General features: G+C 71.4%; 11 protein-coding genes. 6 read left to right on the top strand and 5 right to left on the bottom strand.

Annotated elements, in window-relative coordinates; all coding sequences use genetic code 11:
- Window positions 1-4: 4 nt before the first annotated feature.
- Together HLB44_RS04195 and HLB44_RS04200 are read right to left on the bottom strand one after the other, a co-directional pair.
- Window positions 5-1,666, bottom strand: coding sequence for an MBL fold metallo-hydrolase (locus HLB44_RS04195; RefSeq protein WP_173120863.1), 1,662 nt, complete (start codon window positions 1,664-1,666; stop codon window positions 5-7).
- Between the two features lie 67 nt (window positions 1,667-1,733).
- Window positions 1,734-2,873, bottom strand: a complete 1,140-nt coding sequence (locus tag HLB44_RS04200) for a CaiB/BaiF CoA transferase family protein (protein ID WP_173120865.1) — start codon at window positions 2,871-2,873, stop codon at window positions 1,734-1,736.
- 86 nt (window positions 2,874-2,959) lie between these two features.
- Between HLB44_RS04200 and HLB44_RS04205 the strand changes: the two genes are divergently transcribed.
- The 3 genes from HLB44_RS04205 to HLB44_RS04215 are packed head-to-tail and all read left to right on the top strand — an operon-like array spanning window position 2,960 to window position 3,887.
- Complete coding sequence (locus tag HLB44_RS04205; RefSeq protein ID WP_173120867.1) at window positions 2,960-3,247, top strand: hypothetical protein; 288 nt, start codon at window positions 2,960-2,962, stop codon at window positions 3,245-3,247.
- A 57-nt stretch (window positions 3,248-3,304) separates the two neighbouring features.
- The gene (locus tag HLB44_RS04210; RefSeq protein ID WP_173120869.1) at window positions 3,305-3,589 is read left to right on the top strand and encodes a CopG family transcriptional regulator; all 285 of its coding nucleotides are present in this window, start codon (window positions 3,305-3,307) and stop codon (window positions 3,587-3,589) included.
- 1 nt (window position 3,590) lies between these two features.
- Window positions 3,591-3,887 (top strand): type II toxin-antitoxin system RelE/ParE family toxin, encoded by a 297-nt coding sequence (locus HLB44_RS04215; protein WP_173120871.1) that lies wholly within the window; start codon window positions 3,591-3,593, stop codon window positions 3,885-3,887.
- 17 nt (window positions 3,888-3,904) lie between these two features.
- Here the strand turns inward: HLB44_RS04215 and HLB44_RS04220 are convergent, their stop codons facing one another.
- Both HLB44_RS04220 and HLB44_RS04225 read right to left on the bottom strand, forming a co-directional pair.
- Window positions 3,905-5,860 (bottom strand): putative bifunctional diguanylate cyclase/phosphodiesterase, encoded by a 1,956-nt coding sequence (locus HLB44_RS04220; RefSeq protein ID WP_173120873.1) that lies wholly within the window; start codon window positions 5,858-5,860, stop codon window positions 3,905-3,907.
- Between the two features lie 163 nt (window positions 5,861-6,023).
- Entirely contained in the window at window positions 6,024-6,755 is a 732-nt protein-coding gene (locus HLB44_RS04225; RefSeq protein WP_173120875.1) for an IclR family transcriptional regulator, read from the bottom strand.
- Window positions 6,756-6,861: 106 nt separating this feature from the next.
- On the opposite strand from HLB44_RS04225, the gene HLB44_RS04230 reads away from it, so the two are divergent.
- From HLB44_RS04230 to HLB44_RS04240, 3 genes are all read left to right on the top strand, one after another.
- Window positions 6,862-7,818 (top strand): hydroxymethylglutaryl-CoA lyase, encoded by a 957-nt coding sequence (locus tag HLB44_RS04230; RefSeq protein WP_173120877.1) that lies wholly within the window; start codon window positions 6,862-6,864, stop codon window positions 7,816-7,818.
- Complete coding sequence (locus HLB44_RS04235; RefSeq protein WP_173120879.1) at window positions 7,811-9,043, top strand: CaiB/BaiF CoA transferase family protein; 1,233 nt, start codon at window positions 7,811-7,813, stop codon at window positions 9,041-9,043. The genes HLB44_RS04230 and HLB44_RS04235 overlap by 8 nt, the downstream gene beginning before the upstream one ends.
- Before the next feature lie 104 nt (window positions 9,044-9,147).
- The gene (locus HLB44_RS04240; RefSeq protein ID WP_173120881.1) at window positions 9,148-11,106 is read left to right on the top strand and encodes a S9 family peptidase; all 1,959 of its coding nucleotides are present in this window, start codon (window positions 9,148-9,150) and stop codon (window positions 11,104-11,106) included.
- Between the two features lie 25 nt (window positions 11,107-11,131).
- Here HLB44_RS04240 and HLB44_RS04245 read toward each other — a convergent pair whose 3' ends face one another.
- Window positions 11,132-11,716, bottom strand: coding sequence for a DUF4142 domain-containing protein (locus tag HLB44_RS04245; RefSeq protein ID WP_173120883.1), 585 nt, complete (start codon window positions 11,714-11,716; stop codon window positions 11,132-11,134).
- Window positions 11,717-11,733 lie beyond the last annotated feature (17 nt).

An 11,733-nucleotide genomic window follows, 5' to 3' on the forward strand; every position in this document is an offset into this window, starting at 1 on the left:
AGGCTCAGCTCAACCGCCACACCCCGCCGACCTCGACCGTCGCTGCCCCGTCCCCCTGCAGCTTCAGCAGATGCGCCCGCAGCGAGCGCAGCGCGACGCCGTGCAGGTGCTTCGGCGTATCGGCATACACCGCATCGCGCAGCGCTTCCTCGCCCGCCGGGCCGATCGCGCGCAGCGCGTCGAGCACCTTGGCCTCGCGCTGCAGGCGGTGCGCGATCAGCTTGCGCACGGCCGCATGCGGCTCGTCGATCAGGAAGCCGTGGCCGGGCGCCAGCCACTCGAGGTCCTCGTCGAGCAGCCGGCGCAGCGAAGCGAGGTAGACGGCCATGTCGCCGTCGGGCGGATTGATGACCACCGTCGAGCCCTGCATGATGTGGTCGCCGGTGAAGAGCAGCTTCTCCTGCTCCAGCAGGTAGCACAGGTGGTTGCTGGCATGGCCGGGCGTGTGGATCACCCGCAGCGTCGTGTCGGGGCCGAGTTGCAGCCGGTCGCCATCGGACAGCACATGCTCGGGCTGGAAGCTCGGGTCCTGCCACTCGGGATACGCGGCCACGCGGCCGAAGCGCGGCGCGCCGAAATGCGCCTGCAGCGCGGCGATCGCCGGTGAATGGTCCTTGTGGGTGTGCGTGGCCAGCAGCCGCGTGACGCGCCCCGGCGCGGCGGCGATCAGCGCGCGCACGTGCTCGGCATCATCAGGACCGCCGTCGAGCAAGGCCCAGTCGTCGGCGCCCGGCGTGCCTAGAAAGTAGCTGTTGGTGCCCGGGCCGGTCATCATGCTGCCGTTCGGTGCCGTAACGCGCAAGATACGCGGCGACAGCCACACCGGCACACCGGGCGCGAGCTCGGTGCTGACGTCGCCGCGGCCTTCGGCATCGAGCCGGCCGATCTCGGCGAAGGCCCAGGCGCCGGGCATCACCGGGCGCTTGCCCTCGGGCGTCAGCCCGAGGCGCGGCCGGATCAGCGGCTTGTGCGTCTCGGCGCGCGCGGCATCGATCGCCGCGGCGGCGCTCGAAAAGCGCGCCAGCGCCTGCAGCGTCACCCGCGTCACGTTGACCAGCTTCAGCCCGCGCGCCGCATCGAGCGCCTCGGCCGGCGTCAGCCACAGCAGCTCGACGGTCTCGTGCGCGTCGTGGCGCGCGGTCTGCGCCGGCGGCGCCGTGGTGATGAAGAAGCGCGTGTCGAAGACCTTCGGCATGCCCTGGGGCGTCATCCAGTGGCTGTGGTAGGTCAGCGGCGCGAGGTGAATGCGCACGCCCAGCCGCTGGCACAGCTCGGCCATGCCGCAGCGGTTGCCGTGCAGGTCCTGGCGCAGCGCCATCAGCGCATCGGCGTCCTGCGCATCGAGCGCGATCGGCTGCCCGTCGGCGCCGCTCGCGAACAACAGCCCGGCTTCCTCGAAACACTCGCGCACCGCGGCGATCCAGTAGTTCAGGCCGTTGGCCGGCAGGCCGAGCCGGCGGCTGGCCTCGGCATCGTCGAGACCGTCGCACAGGCCGTAGGCATCGGCGTCGCCGCTGTCGAGCAGGCCGCCGGGGAACACCGCGGCGCCGCTGTTCTGGTCGCCGGGCTTGTCTGCGCGGCGCAGCATCAGCACTTCCATGCCCCGCGGCGCATCGCGCAGCACGATCAGTGAGGCCGCGGCGCGGGGCGTGACCGGCGCGTTCATGTGGCCCCCTTGGCGCTGCGCGCCTTCCCCCCGAGGGGGAATTCGCCCTTCGGGCGGCCGTGCGGGCTCATCGGGCGGCTCCCGCGGCCAGCTGCTCGATCTCGTCAACGGCGAAACCGGCTTCGGCCAGCACGGCCCGCGTGTGCGCGCCGGGCTCCGGCGCGGCGGCCGGCACGCCGGCGACGCTGCGCGAGAAGCGCGGCGCCGGCGCCGGCTGGCGCACGCCGCCGATGTCGATGAAGGCGCCGCGTTCGCGCGCATGGGGATGCTCGGACGCCTCGGCCAGGGTCAGCACCGGCGCGAAGCAGGCGTCGCTGCCTTCGAGCAGCGCGCACCACGCATCACGCGTGCGGCCGCCGATGATCTCGGCGATCGCCATGCGCATTTCAGGCCAGACGCGGCGGTCGTACTGGCGCTGCACGAAGCGCCGGTCGAGGCCGATGCGCTCGGCCAGCTCGGCGAAGAATTTCGGCTCCAGCGCGCCGATCGAGACGAAGCGGCCGTCGGCGGTGGCATAGCTGTCGTAGAACGGCGCGCCGCCGTCGAGCAGGTTCACCGCGCGCTGCGCGGGATCCCATTGGCCGCCGGCGGCGAGGCCGTGGAACAGGCTCAGCAGCGACGAGACACCGTCGACCATCGCCGCGTCCACCACCTGGCCCTGGCCCGAGCGCTGACGCTCGAACAGCGCGGCCATCAGGCCGAACGCCAGGTACAGCGCACCACCGCCGTAGTCGCCGACGAGATTCAAGGGCGGCAGCGGCTTCGTCGCCGGGCCGATCGCCGCCAGCGCTCCGGTGAGCGCGATGTAGTTCAGGTCATGGCCTGCGGCCTGGGCCAGCGGCCCGTGCTGGCCGAAGCCGGTCATGCGGCCGTAGACCAGGCCCGGGTTGCGCTCGAGGCAGGGCTCGGGCCCCAGGCCGAGCCGTTCGGCGACGCCCGGCCGCCAGCCTTCGATCAGCACGTCGGCGCGATCGATCAGGCGCAGCGCCGCGTCACGCCCGGCCGGCTGCTTGACGTCCAGCGCCACCGAGCGGCGGCCGCGGCCGGCGACGTCGAAGCGCGGCGGCACCGGCAGCCCGAGCCCGCTCGGCTCGGTGCGGTCGATGCGGATCACGTCGGCGCCCTGGTCGGCGAGCAGCATCGCGGCAAACGGCCCGGGGCCGATGCTGGCGAGCTCGATCACGCGCAATCCGGCGAGGGGTCCCATGGCTGTCTCTGTCTCCTGAAGGCTGCGCAGGCAGTGTGCCGCATGGCGGCGCCTAACATCGCCCCAGCAGCCTTGCGGAGATTGCCATGAAGCAGCGTCCACGCCCGCGGTGGGCCCTCACCGCCCTGATCCTCGCCGCCGCCGGCGGCGCGCAAGCCGGCGTCACCGAGAAAGTGCAGTCCGCCGGCAACGCAGCCTCGGCCGCCGCGACCAAGGGCGAGAACGTCGTCAAGAAGGGCGCCAGCAAGGCCGGTGCGGCGATCGAGGCCGGCGCCAAGAAGACGGGCGACGCGGTCAGCCGCACCGCGAAGAAGCTCGGCCTGCCGACCGCCGGCGCGAGCTCGCCGGGGTTGGGGGACGAGGTGGTGAAGTAGCGGCCGGGTGTAGCACAGTGGTGCTACATTCTTGGCATCCAACCGGGGACGAACGGCATGAGCACCACGACCATCCGCCTGCCTGACGAGCTGAAGGTTCGCGTCGCCCAAGCGGCCGAACGCGCGGGCACGACACCCCACGCCTTCATCCTCGAAGCCATTGCCGAGAAGACCCACGACGAAGAGGAGCGCGCCGCATTCGCGGCCACCGCGCGGGAGCGCTTCGAGCGAATCGTCGAAGGCGGGCCGACCGTGTCATGGAGCGATGCGCGACGCTACCTGGAGGCGCGTGCCGCCGGCCAAGCGGCCAAGCGACCGGCAGCTCGGAAGCGGGCGCGCTGACGTGGCGCGTGTCGAGCTCGCTCCGGAGGTTCTGGACGACTTCGACCGCATCGTTGGCCACCTCGTCGCCCAAGGCATCGATGACGCCGCCGCGCGCATACAGGAGGCCATCGCTGCCCTCGACGTGCTGGAGCACAGCCCGATGCTCGGGCGCCCGGTGGGCGACGATCTGCGGGAGCTGGTGATCGGCCGCCGTGCCCGCGGCTTCGTGGCGCTGTACCGCTACGTGCCTGAAGCAGAGTTCGTCTTCGTGCTCGCCGTGCGAAGCCAGAAGGAAGCCGGCTACGCGCGGTTCTGAGCGCCCCCCCGATCACCTCAGGAAGCGTTTGCGTCGGCCGCCACGGGATGTGCCAGCGACTCCAGCGGCACCGGCCGGGCCAGCAGGAAGCCCTGCAGCTCGTCGCAGCCGTGCTCCTGCAACAAGCGCATCTGCGCCTCGGTCTCGACGCCTTCGGCATTGACGCGCAGGCCGAGCGAGCGCGCCAGCGAGACGATCGACTTGACGATCAGCCGCACCTTGGCGTCGTCGGCCAGGTGCAGCGTGAACGCGCGATCGATCTTGACCTTGTGGAACGGGAAGCGCCACAGGTAGGACAGGCTCGAGTAACCGGTGCCGAAATCGTCCATCGCGATCTTCACGCCGAGCGCATCGAGCGCGCGCAGCGTGCCGGTGACCTCGTCGGTGTGACCGAGCAGCAGCGACTCGGTGATCTCGACCTCCAGCCGCGTGGCCGCGAGGCCGCTGGCGGCGAGCGCCTGCTGCACCACCTCGACCAGGTCACCCTCGCTGAACTGCGCCGCCGACAGGTTGACCGCCACCGTCAGCGGCGCCGGCCAGCCGGCTGCGGCGGCGCACGCGGTGTCGAGCACCCAGCGGCCGAGCGGCGCGATCAGGCCCGAATCCTCGGCCAGCGGGATGAAGTCGACCGGGGCGATCGGCCCGCGCGTCGGATGGCGCCAGCGCAGCAGCGCTTCGTAGCCGTTGAGCGTGCGGCCGTCGGCCGCGTAGAGCGCCTGGTAGTGCAGCGCGAGCTGCGGCGTGCCGATCGCCGCACGCAGGTCGCGGATCAACTGGCGCCGGTCGTCCAGCCGCCGATCGAGCGTCGCGTCGTAGAAGTGGAAGGCGCCGCGGCCGGCCTGCTTGGCGCGCTGCAGCGCGAGATCGGCCTTGTGCAGCACCTCGTCGGGCGTCGCGGCGTCGACGCCGAACACGGCCGCGCCGATGCTGCAGCCGCTGGCCACGCTGTGGCGCTCGAGCTGGAACGGCTCGGCCAGCGCGGCGATCACGCGCTCGGCCAGCAGCGTCACCGTGTCCGGTGCGGTGGCGCCGGACAGCAGCAGCGCAAACTCGTCGCTCGCCAGCCGCGCGACGCGGTCGCCCTGGCGCACCAGCGCGCGCAGCCGGTCGCCGACCTGGCGCAGCATGTCATCGCCGGCGGCATGACCTTGCGTGTCGTTGACTTCCTTGAAGTGGTCGAGGTCGACGCACAGCACCGCGAAGCCGGGCCCGCCGCCGGCGTGGCGCCAGGCCGCCTCGTCGAGCGCCTCGTTGAAGCTGCTGCGGTTCAACAGGCCGCTGAGCACGTCGTGCTGCGCCAGGTAACGCGCGCGCTCCTCGGCGGCGCGCTCGGCCTTCAGGCGCCGGAACCACCAGGCGCAGAACAGCGTCGTCAGCGCGCCCAGCAGCGCGAAGACACCGGCCGCGACCATGCCGAAAGCCGCCTGGATGCGGCGTGCACGGTCGGCCTGGTCGACGTAGACCTCGACGACGCCGATCAGCCGGCCATCGCGAAACATCGGCACGTAGGCCTCGCTGTACACCGCCGGCCGGCTGGCATCCAAGCCCCGCTTCAGCTCGATCACCGGCTTGCCGTCGAGCACCAGGTCGCGCACCTTGGCGTTGCCGTGGCCGATCGTGTTGTCGGTGACGACGGGTGCCGGCCGGTCGAGGTCATCGGACACCAGGACGATCCGGCCTTCGCGGTCGAACAGCTTGAAGCGGAAGACCTCCTGCACCTTGCGGTGGCGCAGCAGGTCGCGGCGCGCCGCCGGCGATATCGGCTCGCCGCGAAAGACGGCTTCGAGGTCCTCGATCGAGGTGCCGGCGAACTGCGCCCAGGCCAGCGCGACATGCTCGGCATCGCGCTGCAGCAGCTGTGACGACGCGCCGCGCAGCAGCGTCATCAGCAGCAGCACGGCCGCGGCGACGGCGGCCAGCAGCAGCAACGCGCGCGGCCACACCCGCCGCGATGGCGAGGGGACGCTCAGCAACGCCGATCCTTCCCTGGTTTTGATTCGTTCATGGCGGGGCTCGAATCGCCCCGGATCGACAAGCCGGGGCCCGCCGGATCATCGGCCGGAAGCGCGCCCGGCCGGAGACGGGATGACCCGCACGCGCGCACGCCGAACGCCGCGGCGTGAAATCGGACCGGCTTCAGGCGGCGGCCGCCGGTGCGCCGAGCCGGGCGCTCAAGCCCGCGGCGGCGGCCTTGACCTGCGCGGCGAAGCGCGGCTGCAGCCGCTGCGTCGGCATCGTCAGCGTCAATGCGCCGGCCAGCGCGCCATCGGGGCCGAACACCGGCGCCGAGATGCCGGTCAGGTCGGGCACGCGGTCGCCGCTCAAGACGCAGACGCCGTCGCGGCGGATCTGCTCGTACAGCGCGCCGCGCGCCGGCGGCGTGCCATGGGCCAGCAGCATGCGGCCGCCGGCGCCGCGCTTGAGCGGCAGCACGTCGCCCGCGCGGATGTGGTCGCGCAACACCTGCGGCGAATCGACGCGGTACAGGCACAGCCGGTCATCGCCCTGGCGCACGTGGAAGGCCGCGCTCTCGCGCGTGACGTCGACCAGCGCGCGCAGCGCCGGCAGTACCAGCGCCTCGAGCGAGAACGAGGCGGCGTAGATCGAATGCAGCCGCGCGACCTCGGCGCCGAGCGCATAGCGGCCGTCGGCATGCTGCTGCAGCAGCCGCGCGTGCAGCAGCGAGGCCACCAGCCGCAGCACCGTGCTCTTGTACAGCCCCGTGCGCGCCGCCAGCTCGGCCAGCGGCAGCGCGCTGTCGCCGGCGCGGAAGGCCGCCAGCAAGGTCAACGCGCGGTCGACGGCGGCGGCGCCGCCGGGGGCGGCATCCTGGTCGGCAAGCGAGGGCTGGGCGGCAGGGCGCGGCATGGTCGGCAACTCCGGTGGTTGACAGCGCGGGGGATCATTCCGATAATTTTCAGAACGATGTTCTATCTTACAGAACCGTTGTCTACGATGTCAATCGGAGGTCCCGATGTCCGAACCCTCCTCCGGCCCGGCGGCCGAGGTCCTGATCAGCGAGGTCGGCCCGCGCGACGGCCTGCAGAGCGTCGCCCGCACGATGCCCACCGCCGACAAGTGCGCGTGGATCGACGCGCTGCACGTCGCCGGCCTGCGCGAGATCGAGGTCGGCTCGTTCGTATCGCCCAAGCTGCTGCCGCAGTTGGCCGACACGGCCGAGGTCGTGCGCCATGCGCGCACGCTGCCCGGACTGACGGTGATGGCGCTGGTGCCGAACCGCAAGGGCGCCGAGGCGGCGCTCGAAGCCGGCGTGCACAAGCTGACGCTGCCGCTGTCGGCCAGCATCGCGCATTCGCTGGCCAACGTGCGCCGCACGCACGAGCAGATGCTCGATGAGATCCGCGCCATCGCCGCGCTGCGCCGCGAGCGCGCGCCGCAGGTGAAATTCGAGGTCGGCATGTCGACCGCCTTCGGCTGCACGCTGCAGGGCGCGGTGGCCGAGGACGACGTGATCCGGCTGGCGGTCGCCGCGATCGGTGCCGGCGCCGACGAGCTCGGCCTGTCGGACACCACCGGCATGGCCAATCCGGCGCAGGTGCGGCGGCTGTTCCGCCGGCTGCGCGCGACGCTCGGCCACCATGCCGGCGCCGCGCACCTGCACAACACGCGCGGCCTCGGCCTCGCCAACTGCCTGGCCGCGTTCGACGTCGGCGTGAGCACCTTCGATGCGTCGCAGGGCGGCCTCGGCGGCTGCCCGTATGCGCCGGGCGCGTCGGGCAACGTCGTCACCGAGGACCTGGTCTTCATGTTCGAGGCGATGGGCGTGCGCACCGGCGTGAACCTCGAGCGCCTGATTGCCGCGCGCGCGGCGCTGGCGCAGGGCTTGCCCGGCGAGCCGCTGTACGGCATGGTGCCGGAGGCCGGCTTGCCGAAGGGGTTCGAATCATCCGGAGCAATGAGACATGACTGAAGCTGCCAACACGCTCCCCCTGTCGGGCGTTCGCGTCGTCGAGTTCACCCACATGGTGATGGGCCCGACCTGCGGCATGATCCTCGGCGACCTCGGCGCCGAGGTGATCAAGGTCGAGCCGATCGCCGGCGACAACACGCGCCGGCTGCTCGGCTCGGGGGCCGGTTTCTTCCCGATGTTCAATCGCAACAAGCAAAGCCTGGCGGTCGACGTCAAGGATCCGCGCGGGCTGGAGATCGTGCTGAAGCTGGTGGCGCAAGCCGATGTCTTCAGCGAGAACTTCAAGAGCGGCACGCTCGACAAGCTGGGCCTGTCGGCCGCGGCGCTGACGGCGCTGAACCCGCGCCTGGTTGTCGTCTCGCACAAGGGCTTCCTGCCGGGGCCCTACGAGCACCGCACGGCGCTCGACGAGGTGGTGCAGATGATGGGCGGCCTGGCCTACATGACCGGGCCCGAGGGCCGGCCGCTGCGCGCCGGCGCGTCGGTCAACGACATCATGGGCGGCATGTTCGGCGCCATCGCCGCGCTGGCCGCGCTGCGCGAGCGCGAGCGCAGCGGCCGCGGCCAGGAAGTGCAAGCCTCGCTGTTCGAGAACAACGTGTTCCTGGTTGCGCAGCACATGCTGCAGTACGCGGTCACCGGCCAGCCGGCCGCACCGATGCCCAGCCGCATCTCGGCCTGGGGCATCTACGACGTCTTCGCGGTCAAGGACGGCGGCCAGGTCTTCCTCGCGGTGGTCAGCGATACGCAGTGGACGAGCTTTTGCGAGGCCTTCGACTTCGCCGACCTGGCCGGCGATGCGCGGCTCAACACCAACAACCAGCGCGTGTTGGCACGCGAGTGGCTGATGCCGCTGCTGCGCGAGCGCCTGGCCGGCCGCAGTGCCGATCACATCGCCGCGGTCTTCGAAGCGCGTGGCCTGCCCTATGCGCCGATCACCCGGCCGCAGGACCTGTTCGACGATCCGCACCTCGCGGCCACCGGCGGCCTGGCGCCGCTGACCTTGCCCGACGGGCGTGCAGCCCGCGCGCCGCTGCTGCCGATCGTCATCGACGGCCAGCGCCCGCCGCTGCGGCTGCATCCGCCGCGCCTGGGCGAACACACCGCCGCGCTGCTGCGTGGGCTGGGATACGACGACGCGCAGATCGACGCGCTCGCCGCCGCCGGCGTGATCGCGCTGGCGCAAGGGCAGCCGCAGCCGGACGACGTGGCGCCCGCGGCCTAGCTCGAATTCGACGCGGCCCTCGGGCCGCTCGGGCCGCCACCTTCGCTACAGTGCACGCCTTGGCGCCGACCACGCGCCCCTTGGAGGAACAAGTGCACCCGCTCATGAGACCTTCGATCGGTCGCCGGCTGAGCGCGGCCGTGCTCGTGTCGTGCGCCGTGTTGGGCGCCTTCTGCGCGCTGCCCGCCGCGGCCGCGCCCGCCGAGCAGCGCGCGCAGGCCACCCCGCCGCGGCCGCCGGCGCGCGGGCCGAAGCGCTACACGATCGAGCAGTTCATGGCGACGACCTCGATCACCGGCGCGTCGTTCTCCGCCGACGGCCAGCGCCTGCTGTTCAGCAGCAACCAGAGCGGCATCTGGAACGCCTACGTGCTGCCGGTGACAGGCGGCACGCCCGAGCCGCTGACGCGCTCGACCACCGACAGCGTGTTCGCGGTCGGCTTCTTCCCCGACGACGATCGGGTGCTGTTCACGCGCGACCGCGCCGGCGACGAGCAGAACCACCTGTTCGTGCGCGAGACCGACGGCACCGAACGCGACCTGACGCCGGGCGACCGGCTGAAGGCGGAGCTCGTCGCCTGGCAGGGCGACGGCAGTGGCTTCTACGTCATCAGCAACGAGCGGGATCCGAAGTTCTTCGACCTCTACCGCTACGACACCAAGGACTACGCGCGCACGCTGGTCTACCGCAACGAGCAGGGCCTGAACGTCGAATCGATCAGCCGCGACGGCCGCTGGGTCGCGCTGAGCAAGGCCCGCACGACGGCCGACAACGACCTGCACCTCTACGACACGCGCTCGAAGACGCTGAAGCACCTGACGCCGCACCAGGGCAACATCCGCCACGAGGCGCAGGCCTTCGACCCGGCGTCGAAGCGGCTGTACTTCCTCAGCGACGAAGGCAGCGAGTTCGCGCAGCTGCGCGTCGTCGACCTCGACGACGGCAGTGTGCGCGTGCACCAGAAGGCCGACTGGGACATCGCCTTCACCTACTTCTCGTGGGACGGCCGCCACCGCGTGACCGGCATCAACGAAGACGGCAGCACGAAGATCCGCATCACCGATGCGGCGACCGAGCAGCCGCTGGCGCTGCCGCCGCTGCCCGCGGGCCAGCTGCGCCAGGTCACGTTCTCGAAGGACGGCCAGCGCCTGGCGTTCTACGTCAACGGCGACCGCGCGCCGAACAACCTGTTCGTGCACGACTTCAAGTCCAGGCAGCTCAGGCAGCTGACGCAGAGCCTGGCCAGGGAAATCGTGGCGGACGACCTGGTCGAGGCGCAGGTGCTGCGCTTCAAGTCCTTCGACGGGCTGGTGATCCCGTCGATCTACTACCGGCCGCACGAGGCCACGCCCGAGCGCAAGGTGCCGGCGGTGATCTTCGTGCACGGCGGGCCGGGCGGGCAGACCCGGCGCGGCTACAGCGCGATGATGCAGCACCTGGCCAACCAGGGCTACGCGGTGCTGGGCATCAACCACCGCGGCAGCGCCGGCTACGGCAAGAGCTTCTACGCCGCCGACGACAGGAAGCACGGCCGCGAGCCGCTGTGGGATTGCATCGAGGCCAAGGCCTTCCTGGCCAGCCTCGGCCACGTCGACCCCGAGCGCATCGCCATCATGGGCGGCAGCTACGGCGGCTACATGACGCTGGCGGCGATGGCCTTCCGACCCGAGGCCTTCAAGGTCGGCATCGACATCTTCGGCGTCAGCAACTGGCTGCGTACTTTGGAAAGCATTCCGCCGTACTGGGAGTCGTTCCGCGAGGCGCTCTACGCCGAGATCGGCGATCCGGTCAAGGACAAGGAGTTCCTGATCGCCACCTCGCCGCTGTTCCATGCCAAGGAGATCCGCAAGCCGCTGATGGTGATCCAGGGCAGGAACGACCCGCGCGTCATCAAGCCCGAAAGCGACGAGATCGTCGAGGCGGTCAAGAAGAACGGCGTGCCGGTCGAGTACCTGGTGTTCGACGACGAGGGCCACGGCTTCTCGAAGAAGCGCAACGAGCTCGAGGCCAACCGGCGCATCGTCGAGTTCCTCGACAAGCACCTGAAGGGCGGCGGGCGCTGACGGTTGGCGTCAGCGCAGCACGGCTTCAGCGCTTCGGTGCGGCGGCAGAGGCCGCGGCCGACTGCAGGCTGGCCTTGGCATCGCGCTCGACGGCCTGACGCATGTCCTCGGCCTGCGTCAGGTGCTGCTGCAGCACCGGCAGCGTCTTCGCGGCAAAGGCGCGCACCTCGGGGTCGACAGCACGGTTGGCCGCCTTCTGGAACAGCGCGACGGCGTCGCGGTGCGCGCGTACGCCGTAGCTCTTGGCATAACGCTCGTCGAACTTCGCCTCGTCGGCGGTGGCCAGCAGCTTCAGGCCGGTGCGCGCCGCGACCGAGGGCTTGTCCTGCAGCTTGAGGCTCTTCAGCGCGGCCAGCGCCACGAGCTCCTGCTGGACCTTGCCGTGGTCGTCGACCATCTGCTGCGCAAAGGCGCGCACCTGCGTATGGCGCGCCCGCTGCAGCGCGATCTTGCTGGCCTCGACCTCGACCTGGCCGGCCTGCGCCGCCTCCTTCATGAAGTTGCCGTCGGCACGCGTCAGCGCACTGGCCGCCTGCGCCGCGGTGAAACCGCCGACGAGCAGGGCGAACACGCCGGCGGCGTGCACGAAGGAGTGAAGCGGGCCGCGCATGATGGGCTCCTCGAACG

This window comes from Pseudaquabacterium terrae (genome assembly GCF_013266755.1).
Lineage (GTDB): Bacteria > Pseudomonadota > Gammaproteobacteria > Burkholderiales > Burkholderiaceae_C > Pseudaquabacterium > Pseudaquabacterium terrae.

Coding starts and splice junctions, on each gene's coding strand:
- HLB44_RS04230 (WP_173120877.1), top strand. CDS start 6,862: ATGTCCGAACCCTCCTCCGGCCCGGCGGCCGAGGTCCTGATCAGCGAG.
- HLB44_RS04200 (WP_173120865.1), bottom strand. CDS start 2,873: ATGGGACCCCTCGCCGGATTGCGCGTGATCGAGCTCGCCAGCATCGGC.
- HLB44_RS04240 (WP_173120881.1), top strand. CDS start 9,148: ATGAGACCTTCGATCGGTCGCCGGCTGAGCGCGGCCGTGCTCGTGTCG.
- HLB44_RS04235 (WP_173120879.1), top strand. CDS start 7,811: ATGACTGAAGCTGCCAACACGCTCCCCCTGTCGGGCGTTCGCGTCGTC.
- HLB44_RS04245 (WP_173120883.1), bottom strand. CDS start 11,716: ATGCGCGGCCCGCTTCACTCCTTCGTGCACGCCGCCGGCGTGTTCGCC.
- HLB44_RS04195 (WP_173120863.1), bottom strand. CDS start 1,666: ATGAACGCGCCGGTCACGCCCCGCGCCGCGGCCTCACTGATCGTGCTG.
- HLB44_RS04210 (WP_173120869.1), top strand. CDS start 3,305: ATGAGCACCACGACCATCCGCCTGCCTGACGAGCTGAAGGTTCGCGTC.
- HLB44_RS04225 (WP_173120875.1), bottom strand. CDS start 6,755: ATGCCGCGCCCTGCCGCCCAGCCCTCGCTTGCCGACCAGGATGCCGCC.
- HLB44_RS04205 (WP_173120867.1), top strand. CDS start 2,960: ATGAAGCAGCGTCCACGCCCGCGGTGGGCCCTCACCGCCCTGATCCTC.